This is a genomic window from Pedococcus soli, from assembly GCF_054782575.1.
Genome location: NZ_BAAGSF010000004.1, coordinates 562460 through 585025 on the forward strand (window position 1 = coordinate 562460; position 22566 = coordinate 585025).

The window sequence follows — 22566 nt, forward strand, 5'->3', positions numbered from 1 at the left end:
GGGATCGGGCGCTTCCGGGAGGCGGAGGCGGCGCTGCACAGGGCACTGCGCCTCGACGCCTCGTCGCCCACGCGTGGGTCCGTGACCGCTCGGTCGCGCATCCTCATCACGTTGGCGTGGACCACGGTGGCGCTGCACGGCCGGGACGAGGCGCTGGCCCTGCTCGAGGAGGTGCGCGCGCTCACCGACTCGCCCCGGCTGCACGCGCTGACCTGGGTGCAGGAGGCCGTGGTCCACGTGTCCCTGGCCGACTGGCGGTCCGCGCTCGCGGCCCTGGCGCACGTCGACGACCCCTCGATGCAGCTGCTCGCCCCACGCGAACGCACCTCGGCGCTCCTCAACGGCGGCCTGTCCCACCTCTCGCTGCTCGAGCTCGGCGAGGCCCGGGCCGAGCTGCACGAGGCGCTCGCCCTCGCGGTCGAGGGCGGGGTGGTCGAGCAGGAGTTCAAGGCCCGCCACAACCTCGGGTGCCTGGAGTTCTACGCCGGCAACCTCCCCGAGGCGATCTCCCTCATGCGGGCCGCGGACGACGTCGAGGTACCGGTCGCCCGGGCCCGGGCCAAGCAGGACCTGGCCCAGGTGCTGCTCGAGTCCGGGCTGCTCACCCAGGCCCGCGACACGCTCCACGGCGCCCTCGCGGAGGCCCGCACCGAGCACCTCGCCCTCGAGGAGGCCGACATCCGGCTCGACCTGGCCGCCTGCGCGCTCGTCGAGGGCGACGCCACGAGCGCCCGCAACGAGCTGGGGGCTGCGATCCGCATCTACCGCGCTCGGGGAGCCGAGGGTCGCCAACGCAGCACCCTGCTGCTCCGGGCGGCCGTCGACCTCGGCAGCGGCCGGGTGCCGCGCGGCGTCGACGACCTCCTCGTGCCGTGGTTGCAGACCCGTCGCCCCGTCACCGCCGAGGAGCGGCTCGCGGCCCGCGTCCACGTCGAGACCCTGCTGCTGCGCGGCGACGTCGACGGAGCCGCAGATGCCGCCCAGCGGCTCCGTGGCGCGGCCCACCAGGGCCTCGCCGGGGACATGCACGACCGGTTGCTGTTCGCCAAGGTTGCTGCGGCACAGGGCGACTCGCGCAGCGCTCGACGCGAGGTGCACGCCTCCGCACGTCGGCTCGGACGGCGGGCGGCGCCCACCCAGAGCCTGGAGGTGCGAGCCGCCCTAGCCCTTCACGGTAGGCGGCTCAGCGAGTTCGACCTCGGTGACGCCCTCTCCAGCGGGTCCGCCCGCCGCATCTTCGACAGCGTCGAGCGGTGGCGTGCCGTGTCCCACCGGCTGCCGCCGGTGTCCGCCCCGCCCGACGCGGAGACGGCCGAGCTCATGGCGCACCTGCGGCAGGCCAGGCTGCGCCTCGGGAGCACCGCGCCGGGCGAGGAAGAGGCCTCCCTGCGCTCGCAAGTGGCCTCGTTGGAGGGGCGCATCGCCGAGCGCGACTGGTCGACGTCCGGTCGTAGCGAGCTGAACGCACCCCAGGACGAGCCGGCGCCGGTGGCGGGCACCGCGTCAGGACGGACCCCGGGTGAGGCGGCGGGGTTCACCGGCACGCGGGCCGCCCTCGGCGAGCGTGACGAGGTCGCCCTCGTGCTGTTCGCACACGCGGGTCAGCAGTACGTCCTCGAGGTCGGGGCGCACCGTCGGAGCCGGGTGCGCCACCTCGGGACGGTCGCCACGGTGACCACCCTGGCCGACCGGCTGGTCCGCGACCTGCGCGCACAGGCGTTCGCCGCGACGAACCCCGCGCTGGCCGCAGCGGTCGGACGGGCCGTCGACGCCTCGCTCGCCGAGCTCGACCGGGTCGTGTTCGGCGACCTCCGGCTCCCCGACGGGTGCGGGGTGGTCGTGGCACCGAGCCGCGCCCTGGCCAGCGTGCCGTGGACCGCCCTGCCCGGTGCCGCGGGCCGCCCCGTCACCGTGGCCGCGTCGCTGACCCGCTGGGCCACCCCCGAACCCCCGGCCGACGGCCCGACCACCGTGACCTCGCTCGCCGGCCCGAGCCTGCGCAGGGCGGTCGCCGAGGCAGCAGACGTGGCCGCGGTCTGGGGTTCGCGCAGCGGCGCCGACCACGGCGGCACCCAGGACAGCAAGCGACTCGTCGCCGCCCTGGCCACCGACACCGTGGTGCACGTGGCCGCGCACGGGGCGCACGAGCGCCAGAACCCGTTCTTCTCCTCGCTGCACCTCGCCGACGGCCCGGTCTTCGCGCACGAGCTGCCCAGGCCGTTGCGGTCACGGCACGTCGTTCTGTCGGCGTGCGACGTCGGGCAGTCGGACCTGCGCCCCGGCGACGAACCGTTCGGCCTCACCGCAGCGCTGCTCTCGCTCGGTGCGCGCTCCGTCGTGGCGGCGGTGGCACCGGTGGGTGACGAGGTGGCCGCGGTCGCGATGGTCGACTATCACCGCCGGCTCAGCAGCGGGGTCCCCGCCGCCCGGGCCCTCGCGGTCACGGTGGCCGAGCACCCGGGAGCCCGCGCGTTCTGCCTGTACGGCGCGGACTGGGCCACACCGCATACGCCGGCCTGAATCCCGTTCTGGCACAAGGAGAGCTGTCCCTGCCCCAGGCCACGGAAGGGCGTCAGATCCAGATGGCCGGGTCCTTGAACATCAGCTCGTAGGGGTCCTCGCGACCCTCCGGGAAGCGGATCACGGCAGGGATCCCCGTCGCGATCGCGCCGGTGGGGACGTCCTTGACGACGACCGAGTTGGCGCCGATCTGGACGTCGTCACCGATGTCGACCGGGCCCAGGACGCGGGCACCGGCGCCGATGGTGACACGGTTGCCGACGGTCGGGTGGCGCTTGACCTTCTGCATCGACCGGCCGCCGAGCGTGACCCCGTGGTAGAGCATGACGTCGTCGCCGACCTCTGCGGTCTCGCCGATGACGACCCCCATGCCGTGGTCGATGAAGAAGCGACGGCCGATGGTGGCACCGGGGTGGATCTCCACGCCGGTCAGTGACCGCACCACCGTCGACAGCAGCCGGGCGAACGGCTTGGCCGCACCCCCGCGCAACCACAGCCGGTGCGCCGCGCGGTACGCCCAGATCGCGTGCAACCCCGGGGAGTTGAGCGCCAGGTCGAGCCGGGAGGCCGCCGCGGGGTCGCGCGCGATGGCCGCGTCGAGGTCGTCGACGATGCGGCTCCGCGCGCGCCGCGCGTGCAGGGCAAGGGTCACGAGGGGTGCGCCGCCGGTCAGTCGAGGAGGTCGGAGAAGAGGATGGTCGACAGGTAGCGCTCGCCGAACGACGGGATGATCACGACGATCGTCTTCCCGGCGTTCTCGGGGCGACGGGCGACCTGGTCGGCGGCAGCGAGCGCCGCACCGGAGGACAGTCCGACGAGCAGGCCCTCCTCGCGAGCGGCTCGCCGAGCCCACTCGACGGAGGTCTCGGCGTTGATGTCGATGACCTCGTCGTAGATGTCGCGGTCGAGGATCTCGGGCACGAAGTTGGCGCCGATTCCCTGGATCTTGTGCGGGCCGGGCTGGCCGCCGTTGAGGATCGGCGACTCCTCCGGCTCCACGGCGATCATCTGCAGACCGGGCTTGCGGGGCTTGAGCACCTGGCCGATGCCGGTGATCGTGCCACCGGTGCCGATGCCGGCCACGACGATGTCGACCTCGCCGTCGGTGTCCTTCCAGATCTCCTCCGCCGTGGTCTTGCGGTGGATCTCCGGGTTGGCCTCGTTGGCGAACTGGCGCGCGAGGACGCCGCCACGCTCGGCGGCGATCTCCTCGGACTTCGTGACCGCACCCTTCATACCGAGGGCTCCCTCGGTGAGGACGAGCTCGGCACCGTAGGCGCGCAGCAGGGCCCGGCGCTCCTTGGACATCGTCTCGGGCATGGTCAGCACGACCTTGTACCCGCGCGCGGCGCCCACCATCGCGAGCGCGATGCCGGTGTTGCCGGACGTCGCCTCGACGATCGTGCCACCGGGCTCGAGCTGGCCGGACGCCTCGGCGGCGTTGATGATCGAGACGCCGATGCGGTCCTTGACCGATGAGGCCGGGTTGTAGAACTCCAGCTTCGCGGCGACGGTCGCGTCGCTGTCGATGAGGCGGTTGATGCGCACCAGCGGGGTGTTGCCGATGAGCTGGGTCACGTCGTCGTGGATCGGCATGCGCCTCTACTTTCGGTATGCCGCGGGCTCACCTCGAGCGCGGCGTTGGGCAGGCTGTCGTGTCCTTCTCTCAGGCGAGCGAAGAACGCGTTATGGATATTCCAACAGATCGTTATGACGGGTGCAACGGCCGTCCGCGCCCCGGCCGGGTACGGGTCCGGGTAGCGGCACGGGGACCGGTCCGACGCCACGCGGTTGAGCCGGGTCACAAACCGGTAAGCGGACGCTTACCCGCGGGTAGCATGACCGCCATGTCTGCCCTCCAGATCGTCGCGCTCGTCGTCTGCGGCGTGGTCACGCTCGTGGCCATCGCCCTCTTCGCCCGCGTGATCCGCCACTTCCTGTCCGTGTTCCGCCTCGGCTCGCCGGACGCGACCCGCACCGGGGACAAGGGCACGCGCACCGTGACGCTGCTGCGCGAGTTCCTCGGGCACACGCGCATGTCGCGGCTCCCGGTCGTCGCGGTGGCGCACTGGTTCACGATGATCAGCTTCGGCGTGCTGTTCCTGACGCTGGTGAACGCCTTCGGGCAGCTCGCCAAGCCGGACTTCGCGCTCCCCCTCATCGGGCACTTCTTCCCTTACGAGTGGGTCACCGAGTTCTTCGCGTGGACCGGCCTGGTCGGCATCCTCACCCTCATGGCGATCCGTCAGAAGAACCACCCGCGCAGCGCCGCCGGCGAGGGCGGGCGGCGCTCGCGGTTCTTCGGCTCGAACTTCTGGCAGGCCTACTACGTCGAGCTCACCATCCTCGGCGTCACGATCTGCATCATCAGCCTGCGGGCCCTGGAGTACGCCCTGGGCCAGGCCACCGGCGACGAGCACGCGACGGCCCTGCACTACCCGCTGACCGCCTGGCTGGGTGCCGGGTTCGGCGGGTCGGCGTCGACGCTCGAGACCGTGGTCGTCGTGGTCGCCGCGGTGAAGATCCTCATCTCGTTCGCGTGGATGATCACCATCTCGCTCACGCCGACCATGGGGGTCGCGTGGCACCGGTTCCTCGCGTTCTTCAACATCTTCTTCAAGCGTCACGCCGACGGACGCACGTCGCTGGGCGAGCTCCAGCCGCTCATGGTCGGCGGGGCGCCGGTCGACTTCGAGAACATCGAGGAGCTCGACGAGGACGCGGCGCTCGGCGTCGGCAAGGTCGAGGACTTCACCTGGAAGGGCCTGCTCGACTTCTCCACCTGCACCGAGTGCGGCCGCTGCCAGTCGCAGTGCCCGGCGTGGAACACCGAGAAGCCGCTGTCCCCCAAGATGCTCATCATGACGTTGCGCGACCACGCCAACGCCAAGGCGCCGTGGCTGCTGGCGTCGGAGTCGGAGCGCGAGGGTCTGGGTGAGGGCGCGGCCGCCCTCGCCGAGGTGCCGCTCATCGGCGACACCGGCTACTCGATCACCGACCCGCTCGCGGCCTACAACCCGCACGGCCCCGACGCCGTCATCGACCAGGACGTCCTGTGGTCGTGCACCACCTGCGGTGCCTGCGTCGAGCAGTGCCCCGTCGACATCGAGCACGTGGACGCGATCGTCGACATGCGGCGGTACCAGAACCTCATCGAGAGCGCGTTCCCCAACGAGCTCGGAGGCCTGTTCAAGAACCTCGAGAACAAGGGCAACCCGTGGGGCATGGCCGCCCGCGCCCGCCTCGACTGGGCCAAGGACCTGCCCTTCCCGGTGAAGATCCTCGGCCAGGACGTGGACTCCGCCGACGACGTGGACTACCTGTTCTGGGTCGGCTGCGCCGGCGCCTACGAGGACCGCGCCAAGAAGACGACCCGCGCCGTGGCGGAGCTGCTCGACCAGGCCGGCGTCTCGTTCGCGATCCTCGGTGACGGCGAGTCGTGCACCGGTGACTCCGCACGCCGCGCCGGCAACGAGTTCCTCTTCCAGATGCTCGCCCAGCAGAACGTCGAGACGCTCAACGAGGTGGGAGCGACCAAGATCGTCGTCACCTGCGCGCACTGCTTCAACACGATCAAGAACGAGTACCCGCAGCTCGGCGGCAAGTACGAGGTCGTCCACCACACCCAGCTGCTCAACCGCCTCGTGCGCGAGAAGAAGCTCGTCCCGGTGGCCCGGCCTGCTGACGCCCCCGGCAAGTCGACCCTGAAGAACGTGGCCTCGACCGCGGAGACCGTGACCTACCACGACCCCTGCTACCTCGGTCGCCACAACGGCGTCTACGCCCCGCCCCGCGAGCTCATCGGCGCCCTGCCGGGTGTCGAGCTCAAGGAGATGGAGCGCACGAAGGAGAAGTCGTTCTGCTGCGGCGCCGGCGGCGCCCGCATGTGGATGGAGGAGAAGCTCGGCACGCGGATCAACACCAACCGCACCGAGGAGGCGATCGCCACCGGGGCGGAGCGGATCGCCATCGGCTGCCCGTTCTGCCGGGTGATGCTGTCCGACGGCCTCACCGCGGCCCAGTCCGAGGGCAAGGCCGAGGAGGTCGAGGTCGTCGACGTCGCGCAGATGCTGCTCGCCGCGGTGAAGCGCCCCGGCGACGACGTCCCCACCGAGGCCGAGACCAGCGAGCCCGCCCCCGTCTGACCCCTCGCCCCCACCCCGGCTTTGGGTGTCCAGACGGTCGGATTTCCGACCACTTGGGCACCCAAAGCGAGGGTCGGGGTCGTCCGGACCCGTCAGCCGCGGCGGCCGGCGTCGGCCTTGAGGCGCGCTTCCTCGTCGAGGAGGCGCGCCTCGTCTGCTGCGGGGGCCGCGCCACCGCGCGAGGCCGGCCACCACCACGCGGTATGCGGCTGCGCCGGCTTCTGGGGGTAGGCGTCCACGAGCCGCTCGACCATCCCCACGAGCACGTCGTGCACCCGCGTCGTCAGCGCCTCGGCGTCCTCGCCCGGCATCGGCGTGATCGGGTCGCCGACGAGTACCTGGACGGCGGTGCCCCGGCGCAGGCTCCAGCGTCCCCCGACGGTGAAGATGCGGTGCACCCCCCAGTGCGCGACCGGCACGATCGGCGCCCCGGTCCGCAGGGCCAGGTAGGCGGCGCCGCGCTTGACGTCCACCCGGTCCTTGACGACGAACGCCCGACCGATCGTCGCCTCCGGGTAGATGCCGACGACCTCGCCGGCGAGCAGGGCGCGGTACGCCGAACGGGCCGCCGTCTCGCCGTGGGCGCGGTCGACCGGGATGTGGTGCATGCCGCGCAGCAGCTGGCCGGAGACCGGTGCGTCGAACACCGACTTCTTGGCCATGAACCGCACCAGCCGCCCCCTGGCCGTCGCCACCAGCCCGACGAACATGAAGTCGATGAAGCTGCTGTGGTTGGCCGCGACGATGACCGGTCCGGTCTGCGGCAGGCGGTACGCACCCCGGACGTCGATCCGCAGCCCCAGCGCCCGGAACAGGACGTGGCAGGCGCGGATCACGAGTCGGTAGGTCAGGTCGGGCACGCCGGTCATTCGGAGCCGACGCCGCTCACGGTTGGACCCTCACGCCACCTCGGCCATCAGCGCGGCCAGCTTGGCCCTGGTGCTGATCTCGAGCTTGCGGAAGATGTGCGACAGGTGCGCGTCCACGGTGCGTGGCGACACGAACAGCTGCTCGCCGATCTGCCGGCTGGTCAGCCCCTCGGCCACGAGCTCGGCCACCGCCCGCTCCGCCCGGGTCAGCACCCCCAGCGCCGAGACGACCTCGGGCTCGTCGCCGGTCGCGAGGTCGGTCACGGCCGCCAGCCCGGCGGGGGTGAGGTGACCACCGGACACCCAGCTCGACGGGCAGTCGCGCGGTGAGCCCGCGGCATACGGGACACCGGGGCGGGTGCGGCCGACCGCCCCGCGCGGCGCCCGCAGCGCTGCCGCGGCTCCCGCCAGCTGCCGGTATGCCGCCGTGCCCGGCTCCGCGGCCGCGGCGAGGCCATCGAGCGCATCGGCCGCGCGCAGGGGCATGGGGATGTCAGTGGCCCGACGCAGGGCGGACAGGTAGGACGGGCGGGCCTGGGTGGGGTCGCCGGTGGCCATGAGGGCGTCGGCGACGAGCAGCCGGCCCTCCACGCCGTCGCGGCCGAGCCGGCTGCTGTCCGCGAGGACCACCGTGTCCGCCGCCCGGCCGGCGGCGCGGCCGAGGTCACCGGCGGCGAGCAGGTCGCGGGCGTCCTGGAGCTGGACGACGACGCGCACGGCCCACGGGAGGTTCTCGATGTCGACGTCGAGCTCGGCACCCGGCCGGCCGGTCACCAGCCGCACGACGGTGTCGGCGAGCAGGGCGATGCGGTCCTCGTGGAGCTCCTGGGCCTGGGCGAGGGCGTACAGCGCCAACGACTCCGCCTCGACGAGTCGACCCTGCTCCCAGGCGACCTTGGCCTGCAGGGTGCGCGCCGACAGGGCGATCCACCGCTCGTCGGCAGGTGGGGCGTCGACGATCAGGGCACCGAGCCGCTCGGCCTCCGCCAGGTCACCGCTGGCGACACACACGTCCATGAGGGTCCGACGCACCTGGCGGACGACGTACGGGTCGTGCTGGCCGAGCAGGAGGGTCCGCTCGGCGTCGGCGCGTGCCTGCGCGAGGTTGCCGGCGTCGAGGTGCATCTCGGCGCGGATCGCGGCGTTGCGGGCGAACTCCAGGCTGCGCGCGCCGTCCTCGAGACCCGAGGCGTGCTGCTCCGCCCGGTCGAGCAGGCGCAGGCCCTCGTACGTGCCGCGAACCTCGGAGGCACAGATCCCGGCCCGCCGGGCGAGCTGCGAGCCGATGGTCGCCGGGCCGTCACCGCTGTCGAGGACCGACTCGAGCAGGTCCACCGCGTCGCGGGCACGCATCGCGGTGTAGAGCGAGGAGAAGGCACGGTTGGCGAGGTCGTACGCCTCCGGGCGTCGAGCGTCGTCGGCCGCGGCATGCCGGACGGCGGCGGCGACCAGCGGCACCTCGGCGAGCCACGGCGCATCAGCGGCCCCGGTGTTGTAGCCCTCCGGGATGGCCCGGTCGGCCCAGCGCAGGAGGCCGTCCATCGCCTCCTGCTCGTCCGCGGTCGCCCGAGCGAGCTCCCGTCCCACCTCGCGCAGCGGCGGGAGCATGTCGAACCGTCCGTCGGACTGCACCTCCACGAGGCTGCGGCGGGCCAGGGCCGAGGCGAGCTGGACCGCCGCGGGCCGGGACACCTCGCACAGGTCGGCCAGCGCATCGAGGCCGACCGGTCGACCGACGACCGCGAGGCGACGGAAGCACCTGCGTTGGTCCTCGTCGAGGAGGTCGTAGGAACCGCGGACGGCCTCACCCATCGTCCCGACGGGGGCCACGTCGCTCACGCCGATCAGGGCGATCTGCACCGCGAGCTGTTCGATCAGGGACGGCAGGCCACCACTGGCCCGCAGCAGCCGACGCAGGGTGCGGTCGTGCTGGACGACGTCCACCGTGTGCCCGCCTGCTGCGGCGACGCGGGCGAGGAGGAGCTCGACCGCGGCTCCCTCGAGGGGCTGCGACGCGGTGGGGACCGGCAGGGGCTGGATCCGCAGGACGTTCTCGTGGGTGCGTCCGGCCACCGTCGTCGCCGTGCACAGGAGGCGGAACGCCGCAGCGTCCTCGACGAGGTCGTTGACGATCTCGCCCAGCCCGTCGATCGAGTCGACCCCGTCGAGCACGAGCAGGAGGTCGCGCCCGTCGAGGGCTCGTTTGAGGGCCATCGCCGCCGAGTCCCCGGGGGCGACCTCCGCGCCGAGCGCGTCCAGGCAGGCGGTGACGAGGGTGTCGGCGGTGGGGTTCGTGTGCCCACTCACCCAGGCGCTGGCCGCGGCCGATGCCGCCACGTGCCGGGCGACCAGGGTCTTGCCGCAGCCCGGGGCGCCGGTCAGGGTCACCCACCGGTGGCTCCCGAGGAGTAGGCGGAGGCGATCGAGAACGTCATCGCGCCCCACGCACGGTGTCAGCACCCAATCAGGCTACCCAGACACCCGGCCAATATCGGTGGTTTTACCGATGCCCTCCCGGGCGGCCGCCGACAGGCTGGACCCGACACGAGCAGGACCTGTGGCCACGGGAGACGTGGAGGGGCGTGTCCGGCGGCCACGGACCCGGCTCATGTGGGTCGGGGGACCCGATGACAACGGCCGAGTGAGGTTCCGGGGGGATCCTCTCTCGGCCGTTGTCACGTCCGGGCCCGTCAGACGCGGTCAGGCGTCCGTCCGCGCGCGTCCGGCGCCGTCAGGCGGACGCCGATGGACGGGGCGGTCAGCCGAGGCCGTTCTTGGAGAGGAACTCCTTGGCCACCGCGTCGGGGTCCTTCTTGTCGCTCACGACCTCCTTGAGGAGGGCCGCCAGGGTCGTGGTGTCGAGCTTGGCGGACACCGCGTTGAGCGCACCCTCGACGGTGGGGTCGCTCTTGCTCTTGGTGATGAGCGGCACGACGTTCTGCGCGGCATACATGTTCTTGGGGTCCTCGAGCGCCACGAGGTCGTTCTCGGCGATGCTCGGGTCGGTGGTGAACAGGTCACCGGCGTCGATCTGGCCGTTCTTGAGCGCCTGAAGGGTCAGCGGGCCGCCGGCGTCGAGCGGACGGAACTGCTTGAACTCCAGGCCGTAGATCTTCTTGAACCCGGGGATGCCCGTGTCGCGGGTCTTCCACTCCGGGGGACCACCGACGGTGAGGTCCTGGCTCTTGCCCTTGAGGTCCGCGATCGACTTCACGCCGAGCTCGTCCGCGCGGGACTTCTTCATCACCAGCGCGTCCTTGTCCTCGGCTGCCGACTTGTCCAGGACGGTGAGGGCAGCCGGTACCGAGGACTTGAGCTCGGTGTAGACCGCGTCGGCGTCGGTGCCGGTCTGGCCCTTCTTGAAGTAGTCACGGAGCACGCCGGTGTACTCCGGGATCAGGTCGATCGACCCGTCCTGGAGCGCCGGGATGTAGGCCTCACGGGCACCGATGTTGAGCTTCTTGGTGACCTTGACGCCCTTGGCCTCGAGGGCTCCGGCATAGATCTCGGCCAGCAGGGCGCTCTCGGGGAAGTCGGCCGAGCCGACGGTGATGCCCCCGGCTGCCGCGCTGCCCGACGACGAGCTGCTCGTGGAGGCGAGCGGGTCGCCCCCGGAGTTGCCGCACGCCGCGGTGGCCATCAGGGCCGCAGCGGTGGCGATGGTCAGGGTGATGCGACTCAGCTTCACGGTCCTGCTCCTCAGTGTGGTGACTTCGACGAATCGATGAACTCGGTGGTCAACGGGCCGGAGCGTCAACGGTACGCCCGGAGGAGTCAATCTCTACATCGACAGGGGTATTCCCGGAAGGGGCTGTCCGCGATCGGCGCCCCGCCCTCCCGGAGGTGGCCGGGCCGGCGCCGAGGCCGGGTGAGACGACCGATCGCTGCACCAGGGACATGAGCAGGTCGATGACCAGGGCCAGCACGGCGACGAGGATCGCGCCGGAGGCCATCTGCGCGAACTCGTGGACCTTCTGGCCGTCGATGATGAACCGGCCGAGCCCCCCGGTGCCGGCGACGGCCGCCAGGGTCGCGGTCGCGATGACCTGGAGGATGGCGGAGCGGACCCCGGAGAAGATCAGGGGCAGGGCGCAGGGCACCTCCACCTGCCGAAGCACCTGCATCCCCGTCATCCCCATGCCCTTGGCCGCGTCGCGGGCTCCCGGGTCGACCCCCTCCACCCCGGAGTAGGCGCCGGCCATGATCGGTGGGATCGCGAGCACCACGAGCACGATGATCGCCGGCACGAGGAACGCGGAGTCCCCCGCGAGCTTCGGGAACAGCCAGAGCACCATGAGGTAGAGCAGGCCGAGGCTGGGTATGGCGCGGGCCGCACCCGCGAGGTTCACGGCCAGGAACCGGCCGCGGCCGGTGTGCCCGATGGCCAGGCCCGCCGGGATGGCGATGAGGCAGGCGAGCACCATCGCCAGGGCGGAGTACCAGAGGTGCTCGACGATGCGCGACGCGATGCCGTCCGAGCCCGACCAGTGGGCCGGGTCGAACAGCCAGCCGAGGATGTTGGGGATCATGCGCGGCTCCCCGTCGCCCGGACCCAGGGCGTGAAGGCCCGGGTGAGAAGGAGGATCACGCCGTCGAAGACGAGGGCGAGCACCACGCAGCCGACGATGCCGACGATGAGCGGGTCGTAGAAGTCACGGCTGAAACCGTCGGAGAAGAACAACCCGAGCTGGGGGATGCCGATGATGGTCGCGACGCTGGCGATGCTCACGTTGCTGACCGCAGCGACCCGCAGCCCGGCTGAGATCACGGGGACGGCCAGCGGCAGGTCGACCGCGAAGAACCGCTTGACCGGCGTGTAGCCCATCGCCGTGGCCGACTGCTTGACCGACTCCGGCACCGCGCCCAGGCCGTCGGCGACGGTGCGCACGAGCAGGGCCAGGGTATAGAGCGTCAGGCCGACGACGACGTTCGTCGGGGAGATGATCTGGGTGCCGATGATGGCCGGCATGAGCACGAAGAGCGCGAGGCTGGGGATCGTGTAGAGGAGCCCGAACCCCGCGATGAGTGGCACGAAGAGCGGGCGGTAACGACGCGCCAGCCACCCGAGCGGGAGCGCGAGCAGGAGGCCGATCACCAGCGGCAGGCCGGCGAGGTAGGCGTGCTGGAGGGTGCGTGTCCACACCAGGTCGAGGTGGTCGATGAACCAGGTCATGGCAACGCCTCAGGCGCCCGACGTCCGCGGGGCCGCCTGGGCCGCACCCGGGCGCTGGGGGTCCTCGAGCTCCGGGCGGTCGGTCTCCTCGATGGCGGTGAGCACCTCGTGCGCGCGGACCGTGCCGACCAGCGCGCCCGCGTCGTCGACGATCACGCCGCGGCGGCTCGGGCTCGACAGGGCCGCGTCGAGGGAGGCGCGCAGCGGACCGCTGGCCCGCGCGACGGTGCCACCGCGGTGCAGCACCTCGGTGGTGACGTCACCGGCGACCCGCTTGGGCTCGACCCAGCCCAGCGGGCGGTTGCCGTCGTCGACGACCAGCACCCAGTCGGCGTCGATGTCCTTGACCGACTCGCCCATGGCCACGGTGCGCTCGGACGCGAGCGGCAGTCGCGGAGTCTGCTGGAACGACAGCGCGCGGTAGCCGCGGTCACGGCCCACGAAGTCGGCGATGAAGTCGTCGACCGGGTGGGACAGCAGGTAGGCGGGCTCGGCGATCTGGGCGAGCTTGCCCCCGACGCGCAGCACCGCGACCTGGTCACCGAGCTTGATCGCCTCGTCGATGTCGTGCGTGACGAACACGATGGTCTTGCCGAGATCCCCCTGCAGGCGCAGGAACTCGTCCTGCAGCTGCTCCCGCACGACGGGGTCGACAGCGCTGAACGGCTCGTCCATGAGCATCACCGGCGGGTCCGCCGCGAGCGCGCGGGCGACGCCGACGCGCTGCTGCTGCCCACCGGACAGCTGGGCGGGGTACCGCTTCGCGAACGCCGGGTCGAGGCCGACGCGCTCGAGCAGCTCCATCGAGCGCTTCTCGGTCTCGCGACGGTCCATCCCGAGCAGGCGGGGCACGGTGCCGACGTTGTCGAGGACGGTGCGGTGCGGGAAGAGGCCCGCGTGCTGGATGACGTAGCCGATGCCGCGTCGCAGCTCGGCCTCCTTCATCCGCTTCGTGTCCTTGCCGTCCAACGTGATCGTGCCGGAGGTGGGCTCGATCATCCGGTTGATCATGCGCAGGGAGGTGGTCTTGCCGCAGCCCGAGGGGCCGACGAGCACCGTGATCTGGCCCGTGGGTGCCTCGAGGCTCAGCTCGTCGACGGCCACGGTGCCATCCGGATACCTCTTGGTCACCCCGTCGAAGACGATCATGCGTGCCAACCTAATGCAGGGCACTGACCAGCGCAGTCCTCCTGAGACCGGACCGAGACCTGCCGGCCCCCCGCGCGATACTGGCGCGGTGGACCACACCCTGGCGCTCGACGGCAGCAGCCTCGACCTCGACGGCCTCCTCCTCGCGGCTGCGGGCACCCTCACCACGGCCGAACCGGTGGCCCTGGCTCGGGCCGCCGCCTCGCACGAGCTGGCCGCGACCATCAGCGCCGAGCGCCCTGTGTACGGCCGCACCACCGGTGTCGGCGCAGCCCGCGAGGAGAGCACGGACTCCGCCGTGGACCACGGCTTGCGGCTGCTGCGCTCGCACGCCGCCGGCTGGGGCGCGGTCGTCCCGGACCACGTCGTCCGGGCAGCCCTCGCGGTGCGCGCCAACCAGCTCCTGGCGGGTGGGAGCGGCGCCAGCCCGGAGCTCGCGAGCGCGCTGGCCGCCCTCGTCGGCGCACCGTCCGCCGACCTCCCCGTCGTCCATCGGTACGGGTCGCTGGGCACCGGCGACCTCACGTCGCTGGCCGAGGTCGGCCTGGCGCTCATCGGCGAACGCGACCGGGTCGGGGGGCACCGTCGTGCCGACCTCGCCCTCAGCTCGGCCGACGCCCTGCCGTTGATGTCCTCGAACGCGTTCGCGATCTCAGAGACCGGCCTCCATGCCGCGTCGCTGCACGCGCTGGCCCGGGCCGCCGACACCGTCTGCGCCCTCAGCTTCGTCGCCCTGCGCGGCAACCCCGAGGCCGTCAGCACCACCGCCGCCGACGCGACCCCGTTCCACGGCGCCCGCGAGGTCGCCCGCGTCCTGCGCGAGCTCCTCGACGGCCAGCCGGGCGAACCCGCGCACCTGCAGGACTTCTTCGGCCTGCGCACGTGGCCGCAGGTCCACGGCCCGGTCCTCGACACGGTCACCGACCTCAAGGCGGTGGTCGAGACCGCGGCCAACACGGCCTCGGAGAACCCGCTCTTCACGGTGAGCGAGGACGGCGGGCGGGTCACCCACCACGGTGGCTTCCACGCGGCATACCTCGTCCTGGCCGTGGACTCCGCCCTGCTGGCGCTCACGCGCTCGGCGCAGGCGGTCCAGTCACGGGTGAGCCACGTGCTCACCGACTCGGCGAGCGGCCTGCCGCTGTTCCTGTCGGACGCCACCGCCGGCTCGTCGGGTGTGCTGATCGCGGAATACGTTGCCGCGTCGGCACTCTCGACGATCCGTGGGCACGCCTCCACGCCATCCAGCGTCCAGACCGCCGGGGTGTCGGCGGGCATCGAGGACGACGCGTCCTTCGCCGGCATGGCAGCGGTGCGACTCGGCGAGGCGACCGCCGCCTACCGCCGGATGCTCGCGGTCGAGCTCGTGTGTGCCGTGCGAGCGCTCCGGATGCGCGGCGTCGCCCCGGTCGGTGAGCTCGCCGCCGCGCTCGCGAAGTGTGCGCAGCTCCCCTCGGGCTTCGAGGACCGGGACCTGTCCCCCGAGCTCGTCGTCGCCGAACGCATCGTCGAGGGGTATGCCGTCAACACCCCGCAGGAGCGCTAGCGGGACCGGTGCTCGTCCTGTCCGACCCGGGTGTCGGCCCGGTAGGGCTCGACGAGCAGGTGCTGCACGAGGTAGTCGGCCGACCGCTCGTGCCAGTACCCCGCTCGGCGCAGCATCGCGTGGGTGTCGTTGTCGACGCGCTCGTAGGTGACGTCGGCACCGAGTCGTTCCATCGCGGTCGCCATCGCGCGGGAGGCCTTCGCGGAGGTCATCCGGTCCAGCGACCCGTGCATGACGAGCAGGTGCAGGTCGGGGTGCCAGCGCGGCCGGTCCGGTCCCTCCACCCAGGGCGCCAGGGCCACGATGGCGTGGATCCGCTCGTCGTCGGCGAGGTGCAGCGCCACCCGGCCGCCCATCGAGTGGCCGAGCAGGCCGATCGGGACACCGGGGTACTTCGCGGCGATCTGCTCGAGCGCCAGTCGGGTGTCCGCGAGAGGACTGGCCTCGGCACCGTTCCAGCCACGCACGGCATACCGGAGCTCGGCCACGGCGACCTCCCCCTCACCGGCACGCGCCACGGCGGCCGCGAAGGGTCGCATGCGCAGCACCGCTCCCTGCCACGGGCGTACGGGGCCGCGACCCTTGGAACGGCCACCGTGCAGGACCAGGACGATCGCGCGGGGGTTCTCGACCTCGGTGGGCCAGAGCAGGCGTGCGGCGGGCATGGGCGTGGTTCTCCTCGAGCAGGGACGACGCCTGGTGTTCGACGCCGGGGCGCCCCCGGATGGCCCGAGGACGCCGTGCGGTTCAACGCCCGGACCCGCCCGGCTATGCCGTGCGCTCGGACACAGCCGGCCTGCGGTCGGGCGCCGCCCGCCTGCGCTCAGACGTCGGTGGTGCGGAAGCTCTGGAACGAACGGCTCGCCGTCGGCCCGCGCTGGCCCTGGTAGTGCGACCCGTACTTGGCGCTGCCGTACATGTTCTCGACCGGCGAGGAGAGGCGGAAGAAGCAGAGCTGGCCGATCTTCATCCCCGGCCACAGCTTGATCGGCAGGGTGGCGACGTTGCTCAGCTCCAGCGTGACGTGGCCGGTGAACCCGGGGTCGACGAACCCGGCCGTCGCGTGGGTCAGCAGGCCGAGGCGACCCAGGCTGGACTTGCCCTCGACGCGGGCGGCGACGTCGTCGGGGAGGGTGACGGCCTCGTAGATGGAGCCGAGGACGAACTCCCCCGGGTGCAGCACGAACGGCTCACCCTTCTCCACCTCGACGAGGCGGGTCAGGTCGGGCTGGTCCTCCGCCGGGTCGATGTAGGGGTACTTGTGGTTGTCGAACAACCGGAAGAACCGGTCGAGCCGCACGTCCACGCTCGACGGCTGGACCATCTCGGGGTCCCACGGGTCGAGGACCACCCGTCCGGAGTCGATCTCGGCCTTGATGTCACGGTCGCTGAGCAGCACGGGGAGAGACTAACGCCCGAGGTATGGCGCGTGGCCGGGTTCGCCAGCCCGCGGCGGCCCCGGCGCTGCCGGTTGGCAGGCCGCGGCAGGCGGGGTGGTCAGGCCGCGGCGAGGCGGGGCGGTCAGGCCGCGGCGAGGCGGCGCTGGGCGACGACGACGTGCTGGGCGACTGCACCGGCCATGGCCAGGCCGATGAGTAGGACGGCCAGCGGCATGTCGGGCCCGACGACGGCGACCCCGAGGACGACGACCGACAGCGCGACCGCCGGCACCGCGGTGCGCGGGTCGTGGTCGGCTCCGGCGTGGAGGGCCGCGAGGACCATGGCGTAGACGGCGATGGGCACGGCGAGGGCGAAGGCGATCGCCCGCGACGACGCGACGGCATCGTGCTCCACGACGTCGACCGCCGCTGCCAGACCCGCACCCACGGCCGCGACCGCGGCGAAGACGAACACGTGGGCATAGGAGAAGACCCACGTCATCGTGCGGCCCTGGCCGATGAGGTCGACGTGCTCGCGCTTGAAGTACAGCCACCAGAGGGAGAACACGATGAGCAGTCCTCCGACCGCGAGCATCACCAGCCCCGGGGTCAGCCCCTGACCACCTCCACCCTCCGCGGCCGGCCCGACCGCGTGGCCGGCGTTGCTGCCCTCGACGACGGGCTTGGCGAGGACGCCCTGGATCGCCTGGACGCTGGCGAGGATGACCTCGCCGAGGACGATGATCGTGAACAGGCCGTACCGCTCGGCGATGTGGTGCGGGTGGAACGGCGTTGCGCCACCTCGCTGTTCGGCGACCACCGGGACGGTGATCTCGGCGAGGACGAGCAGACCGAACGTCAGGTAGAGCACGCCGTCGCCGTGCAGGGCGAGCCGCGCTATCCACAGGACCTGGACGACGGTGATACCGACGGCGTACGTCATGGCGGTGGTTCGGTGGGGGGTGTCGCCCTTGGCCACGCGCAGCCAGAGCGCGACCATCGCGAGGCGCATCACGGCATACCCGGTCACGACGGCGACCGACTGCCCATCGTCGAACAGGTCCGGCACCCCCGCCGCCAGCAGCAGCGAGCCGGCCATGATCGCGAAGGTGAGCAGGCGGTAGACCACGTCGTCGCAGTCGTAGGCCGAGGCGAACCAGGCGTAGTTCATCCACGCCCACCAGATCGCGAAGAAGACGAGGACGAAGCCCGGGATCGCCTCGTAGTGCGCCGCCGACAGCCCGTGGTGCAGCTCGGCGGCGGCGCTCGCGATGGCGACGACGAACACGAGGTCGAAGAACAGCTCGAGCGGCGAGGCGACGCGGTGCGCCTCGTGCGGGTCCCGCGGTCCCATGCGGCGGACCAGCGGGATGAGGTTGAGGGCGCTCACGAGTGGAGCGTACGACCCCCGGCGACGGGGTGTCCGGTATGCCGCGTGGCGTCGGTTAGACTGCCTGCCGCGTCGCCCTTTCGGGGCGACGTGCGCCGGTGTAGCTCAATGGTAGAGCGCCAGCTTCCCAAGCTGGACACGCGAGTTCGATTCTCGTCACCGGCTCCAACGACAGAGGGACCCTGCACGCTTTTCGCAGGGTCCCTCTGTCGTTGAACGAAGCATGCCGAGAATCGGGAGGAGGCAGGGAGCGAGGGACGAGCGACCGCTCTGCCGACGGATCTCGTCACCGGCTCAGAACGACGATGGACCCAGACACGCTTTCCGTCTGGGTCCATCGTCGTCTGCTGGGGAGGCCGCACCCACCCGACGAAGGCAACTGATCACAGTGACGGCCTGTTGCTCGCCAGACTCCCCCGCAACGGCGGCAACTGATCACAGTGAGCAGCAGGTCGCCTCGAAGCCCACTCGTTTACCGGCTCCCACCGCGAGATCTGGTAGCCATGACCTCATGAAGATCGGGAACACACAGGTCCGCCCAGTCGGGGGCGCCCCGGGATGTCTGACGATGATCCTGGTCTCGGTGGTGCTGTCGGTCGTGCTCACCGTCCTGCTCAACCTCGTCCTGCGCTGACGGGACGGACACGGACCGCATCCACGACAGCGCCGCGGTCATCGAACGGCTGCTTGTCAGCCGAGCCGCGAGCCCTCATCATGCAAGGGGTGGAGTCGGAGGTGCTCGCAGCGTGGTTCAGTGCCCCCGATCAAGGGGGATTGATGCCGACGAGTGACGAGCACTCACCGGGAGTCGACACTGACGCGGCGCCGGGTAACGGGCATGCGAGCGGGTCTCGCCTCGGTCACCATCTGACTCGGGTGCCACCGACCTGGTATCGCTGGCTGGGTGTCCTCGTGGGTCTGGCACCGGCCGTCGGCATCGCCTCGAAGCGAGGCTGGGCCGTGGGAGGACTGGCGGCCGTCCTCTACGGAGGTTTGGCGCTGCTCTTCGCCCTGCGCCCGGAGGGCGTGAGGAGCTGGTCCCGGCGGCATCCCACGCTCGATCGCGCCTTCCTCGGACCGTTGGTGCTGTTCGCGGTCGCCTACTTCACGTCATTGCCCCTCTGGCTGTGTGTCCTGATCGGGGTGGTGGGCAGTGGACTCGGAATCGCGCTCGGAGGCTACCTGGAGAGGCGCCGCGCGATTCGGTCGGCATAGACGCCCGGCAACAGGTCCAGGGACGGGATCAATAGCAAGCCACCGGAGCGGCATCACTCACAGCTGGACCACGAGATCGCCGGGGGCGACCGACCCGGCTTCGACGACGCGGGCATCGACACCGAACACGGGCGGACCATCAGGACCAGCCAGCGCTGCCAGCAGACCGCCAGCGCGTAGGCCGGTCCGCGGATCTGCGTCCACGACGGCGCACCGGTCGATCGCGCCGACGATCTCGATCACCGCCGCACCGACCTGCAGGCGACTCCCCGGCAGTGGATCCGAGGCCGCCTCGAGCGTCATGGTCGCCCTGAACCGTTCGGCCAGGTCTGTCGGGACGTCCTGGCCAGCTGCTCGAAGGGCGTGCTCGAGCTGGTGGAGGGCGCCGGTCGTGACGACGGAGACAGGTGCGCCCCACACGACCTGACCGGGATCGGAGGCACACAGTGTGGCGGGCCGCCCGAGCACCGCGGAGAGGCACGCGTCCAGCGCCCCGTCGAGGGGACGGAGCAGCACAGGGCGACCCCAGTAGTCACCAGTGACGGGCCCCCCGGTCCGATCCGTTGAGCCCGAGACCGCTGTGCCGTCAGGGAACTGCAGGGTCAGCAGATCTGCGTCCACCCGGGCCTCGACCCGGGCGAGCGACGGGTGGGCCACGGTCCGCAGCACGTGGTGGGTGGCCGGGTCGGCGATCGCGAACCTGCGGTCGCCCTCGGCACCGTCGGCCGTCAGCTGGACCGACGACCGGGTCAGGTGACGGGTCCCCTTGATGGCGGCGAAACCGACCCGTTGGACACGCATCTGTGCACCCTCGCACGGCCGGGGTCAGTCGACGAACACGTTCCAGCAGATCTCGTTGCGCCGAGCCTGGTCCTCGAGGACGAGCCCCCGGATCGCCGACGGCAGCCGCTCGCGCTGCCACGCGCACTCGCGCCAACCTGCCTCGTCGGCCGACCCGGCAGGCACCGACGCCCGAACGGCCTTGATCGCGTAGGCCGCTGCCCCGAGGTCGTGCTCGGCGACGTGGACGACGACGGCCGCCTGCCCGGCGGCATACGCGGCGAAGCGTGGTGCCCCGACGAGGGGCCGGGCGGCTCCCATCGCGTGGCCGCCCACAGCGCGGGTCCTCATCATCGGCAGCTCCCCGCGCACCCAGGCGCGGGCGGCCTCGATGGCCGCCCGCGGTCTGGGGTCGCCCGGGCACCGCGACTCGAACAGCGCGAGCACGTGCCCCGCGCAGTCAGCCGCCCACAGCGCCAGCAGGTGGTGGTGCTCGTCGGTCAGGGTCCCGCCTCGCCGGATGGTGACGAAGCGGGGATCCCTGACCGACGGGAGGATCACGTCAGTCGGCGACGTAGAACATCCGCTTGTTGACGAACTCGTCCATGCCGAGCGGTCCGAGCTCGCGACCGAAGCCGCTGCGCTTGACCCCGCCGAACGGCACCTCGGCGCCCTCACCGGCCGGGGTGTTGACGTTGGACATGCCGACCTCGAGCCGCTGCGCGATCTTCATGGCCCGCTCCGGGTCCTTGCTGAACACCGCGCCGCCGAGGCCGTACTGCGTGTCGTTGGCGAGCTCGAGGGCCTCCTCGTCGCCGGTCACCTTGTAGACGACCGCGACCGGGCCGAAGAGCTCCTCGCGGTAGGCGCGCATCTCCTTGGTGATGCCGGTGAGGACGGCGGGCGAGTAGTACGCCGCGGGACCGTCGCTCAGGACGCCGCCGGCGTGCAGGGTGGCGCCCTTGTCGACCGCGTCCTTGACCTGCTCGGCGAGGGTCTCGGCGGCCTTGCGCGACGAGAGCGGCGCGAACGTCCCCTCCTCCTCGGCAGCTGGGTCGCCGGGGCGGAGGTCGATCGCGTGCTCCGTGAGCCGGGCCACGAAGTCGTCGAACACGTCGTCCATGACGATCATCCGCTTGTTGGAGTTGCAGGCCTGGCCGGTGTTGCTGATCCGGGTCTCCCACGCGGTGTCGGCCGCAGCAGCCGCGTCGTCGGTGTCGAGGATGACGTACGGGTCCGAACCACCGAGCTCGAGCACGCACTTCTTGAGGTTCTTGCCCGCGATCGACGCGACGACCGCGCCCGCACGCTCCGATCCCGTCAGCGAGACGCCCGCGATCCGCGGGTCGGCGATGATCGTCTCGATCTGCCCGTGGTCTGCGAACACGTTGACGTAGGCACCCTCGGGCAGTCCTGCGTCCTTCATGATCTGCTCGACGGCGAGCGCGGAACCAGGCACCGACTCGGCGTGCTTGAGGATGATCGTGTTGCCCAGCATCAGGTTCGGGGCCGCGAACCGAGCGATCTGGTAGAAGGGGTAGTTCCACGGCATGATCCCGAGCAGCGCTCCGATCGGGAGCTTCTGCACGACCGCCTTGCCGCCGGAGAACGTCTTGATCGGCTGGTCCGCGGCCAGGGTCGGGCCCTCGTTCGCGAAGTAGTCGAAGATCTCCCCGCAGAACTCCGCCTCGCCGATGGCCTCGCTCAGCGGCTTGCCCATCTCGCGGGTGGCGATCGCGCCCAGCTCGTCCTTGCGCTCGACGAACAGCTCCGCGATCCGGTGCACGACCTTGGCCCGCTCCTCGATCGGCACGTCCTTCCACGACGTGTATGCCGCGTGGGCGGCGGCGAGCGCAGCCTCGACCTGCTCGTCGGTCGCCGTGTCGAACGTCTTCTCCACCTCACCGGTGGCCGGGTTGGTGATCGCGTAGGTGGGGGAGGTCTGGGTGTCGCTCATCGCACTTCTCCTGTTGCTCGGGACTCTCCTCCCGAAACTATCTCCTCGGGCCGTGCCGTGCCGAGGTGCCCGGGTCGTGCCGAGCCGCCCGGCCACTGATCAGGGCGAGACCCATCCACGCATGAGGGCGCCGAGGAAGAGGAAGACGCCCACGACGACCACGTGGAACAGCCCTGCCAGGATCGCCACCACCTTCCAACCCGGGCGACGCTCGTGACGAATCGCCATCACCGCCGCTCCGAGACCGACGACGCAGACCCAAGGCTCGAGGATGGTCCCGCGCTGGGTGGCCTCGAGGACCACGATGGGGGCGTAGAAGCCGAGCACGCAGATCAGGGCGATCGGAGCCCACCACGTTGGCTCGATCCTGGGCGACGTCGAGGACGTCGGGCGTCGCAGGGCATGTCGTTCCTTCGGGTCTGTGGCGGTCGAACCCCCTCGGG

At 71.6% G+C, this 22566-nt stretch carries 19 protein-coding genes and 1 tRNA gene; 5 read left to right on the plus strand and 15 right to left on the minus strand.

Going from position 1 to position 22566, the window contains the following annotated elements; all coding sequences use genetic code 11:
• Window positions 1-81 precede the first annotated feature (81 nt).
• A complete protein-coding gene (locus ACYVKF_RS08710) occupies window positions 82-2520 on the plus strand; it encodes a CHAT domain-containing protein (protein WP_460966151.1) in 2439 nt (812 codons plus the stop codon).
• A gap of 52 nt (window positions 2521-2572) precedes the next feature.
• On the opposite strand, the gene cysE is transcribed toward ACYVKF_RS08710, so the two are convergent.
• Both cysE and cysK read right to left on the minus strand, forming a co-directional pair.
• A complete protein-coding gene (gene cysE, locus ACYVKF_RS08715) occupies window positions 2573-3172 on the minus strand; it encodes a serine O-acetyltransferase (protein WP_460966152.1) in 600 nt (199 codons plus the stop codon).
• A gap of 17 nt (window positions 3173-3189) precedes the next feature.
• Entirely contained in the window at window positions 3190-4116 is a 927-nt protein-coding gene (gene cysK, locus ACYVKF_RS08720; RefSeq protein ID WP_056915928.1) for a cysteine synthase A, read from the minus strand.
• Window positions 4117-4367: 251 nt separating this feature from the next.
• Between cysK and ACYVKF_RS08725 the strand changes: the two genes are divergently transcribed.
• Window positions 4368-6665 carry a (Fe-S)-binding protein gene (locus ACYVKF_RS08725; protein ID WP_460966153.1) on the plus strand — a complete coding sequence of 766 codons (2298 nt, stop codon included), beginning with the start codon at window positions 4368-4370 and terminating at the stop codon, window positions 6663-6665.
• A 92-nt stretch (window positions 6666-6757) separates the two neighbouring features.
• Here the strand turns inward: ACYVKF_RS08725 and ACYVKF_RS08730 are convergent, their stop codons facing one another.
• The 6 genes from ACYVKF_RS08730 to ACYVKF_RS08755 all read right to left on the minus strand — a co-directional run bounded on the left by ACYVKF_RS08730 (window position 6758) and on the right by ACYVKF_RS08755 (window position 13856).
• Entirely contained in the window at window positions 6758-7525 is a 768-nt protein-coding gene (locus ACYVKF_RS08730) for a lysophospholipid acyltransferase family protein (RefSeq protein WP_460966154.1), read from the minus strand.
• A 39-nt stretch (window positions 7526-7564) separates the two neighbouring features.
• Window positions 7565-9922 (minus strand): LuxR C-terminal-related transcriptional regulator, encoded by a 2358-nt coding sequence (locus tag ACYVKF_RS08735; protein WP_460966155.1) that lies wholly within the window; start codon window positions 9920-9922, stop codon window positions 7565-7567.
• A 370-nt stretch (window positions 9923-10292) separates the two neighbouring features.
• On the minus strand, window positions 10293-11222 hold the full coding sequence (locus ACYVKF_RS08740; protein ID WP_460966156.1) for an ABC transporter substrate-binding protein: 930 nt from the start codon (window positions 11220-11222) through the stop codon (window positions 10293-10295).
• Between the two features lie 49 nt (window positions 11223-11271).
• Window positions 11272-12063 carry an ABC transporter permease gene (locus tag ACYVKF_RS08745; protein WP_056915931.1) on the minus strand — a complete coding sequence of 264 codons (792 nt, stop codon included), beginning with the start codon at window positions 12061-12063 and terminating at the stop codon, window positions 11272-11274.
• Window positions 12060-12707: an ABC transporter permease gene (locus tag ACYVKF_RS08750; protein WP_460966157.1), complete on the minus strand. Its 648-nt coding sequence runs from the start codon at window positions 12705-12707 to the stop codon at window positions 12060-12062. Before ACYVKF_RS08750 ends, ACYVKF_RS08745 begins: the two co-directional genes overlap by 4 nt.
• Before the next feature lie 9 nt (window positions 12708-12716).
• Window positions 12717-13856, minus strand: coding sequence for an ABC transporter ATP-binding protein (locus ACYVKF_RS08755; RefSeq protein ID WP_056915933.1), 1140 nt, complete (start codon window positions 13854-13856; stop codon window positions 12717-12719).
• An 88-nt stretch (window positions 13857-13944) separates the two neighbouring features.
• Between ACYVKF_RS08755 and ACYVKF_RS08760 the strand changes: the two genes are divergently transcribed.
• Window positions 13945-15402: an aromatic amino acid ammonia-lyase gene (locus ACYVKF_RS08760; protein WP_460966158.1), complete on the plus strand. Its 1458-nt coding sequence runs from the start codon at window positions 13945-13947 to the stop codon at window positions 15400-15402.
• Here the strand turns inward: ACYVKF_RS08760 and ACYVKF_RS08765 are convergent.
• From ACYVKF_RS08765 to ACYVKF_RS08775, 3 genes are all read right to left on the minus strand, one after another.
• A complete protein-coding gene (locus ACYVKF_RS08765; protein WP_460966159.1) occupies window positions 15399-16067 on the minus strand; it encodes an alpha/beta hydrolase family protein in 669 nt (222 codons plus the stop codon). The genes ACYVKF_RS08760 and ACYVKF_RS08765 overlap by 4 nt on opposite strands.
• 158 nt (window positions 16068-16225) lie before the next feature.
• Window positions 16226-16801, minus strand: a complete 576-nt coding sequence (dcd, locus tag ACYVKF_RS08770; RefSeq protein ID WP_056920194.1) for a dCTP deaminase — start codon at window positions 16799-16801, stop codon at window positions 16226-16228.
• A gap of 122 nt (window positions 16802-16923) precedes the next feature.
• Window positions 16924-18171 carry a low temperature requirement protein A gene (locus ACYVKF_RS08775; RefSeq protein ID WP_460966160.1) on the minus strand — a complete coding sequence of 416 codons (1248 nt, stop codon included), beginning with the start codon at window positions 18169-18171 and terminating at the stop codon, window positions 16924-16926.
• Between the two features lie 94 nt (window positions 18172-18265).
• Between ACYVKF_RS08775 and ACYVKF_RS08780 the strand changes: the two genes are divergently transcribed.
• A tRNA-Gly gene (locus tag ACYVKF_RS08780) sits at window positions 18266-18339 on the plus strand.
• A gap of 343 nt (window positions 18340-18682) precedes the next feature.
• Complete coding sequence (locus tag ACYVKF_RS08785) at window positions 18683-18805, plus strand: hypothetical protein (protein WP_460966161.1); 123 nt, start codon at window positions 18683-18685, stop codon at window positions 18803-18805.
• Between the two features lie 638 nt (window positions 18806-19443).
• Here the strand turns inward: ACYVKF_RS08785 and ACYVKF_RS08790 are convergent.
• The 4 genes from ACYVKF_RS08790 to ACYVKF_RS08805 form a co-directional block, all read right to left on the minus strand.
• Window positions 19444-20187, minus strand: a complete 744-nt coding sequence (locus tag ACYVKF_RS08790) for an MOSC domain-containing protein (RefSeq protein WP_460966162.1) — start codon at window positions 20185-20187, stop codon at window positions 19444-19446.
• Between the two features lie 24 nt (window positions 20188-20211).
• The gene (locus tag ACYVKF_RS08795) at window positions 20212-20727 is read right to left on the minus strand and encodes a putative immunity protein (RefSeq protein WP_460966163.1); all 516 of its coding nucleotides are present in this window, start codon (window positions 20725-20727) and stop codon (window positions 20212-20214) included.
• Between the two features lies 1 nt (window position 20728).
• Window positions 20729-22123, minus strand: coding sequence for an NAD-dependent succinate-semialdehyde dehydrogenase (locus tag ACYVKF_RS08800; RefSeq protein WP_460966164.1), 1395 nt, complete (start codon window positions 22121-22123; stop codon window positions 20729-20731).
• A 99-nt stretch (window positions 22124-22222) separates the two neighbouring features.
• Window positions 22223-22450, minus strand: coding sequence for a hypothetical protein (locus ACYVKF_RS08805; RefSeq protein ID WP_460966165.1), 228 nt, complete (start codon window positions 22448-22450; stop codon window positions 22223-22225).
• Window positions 22451-22566 lie beyond the last annotated feature (116 nt).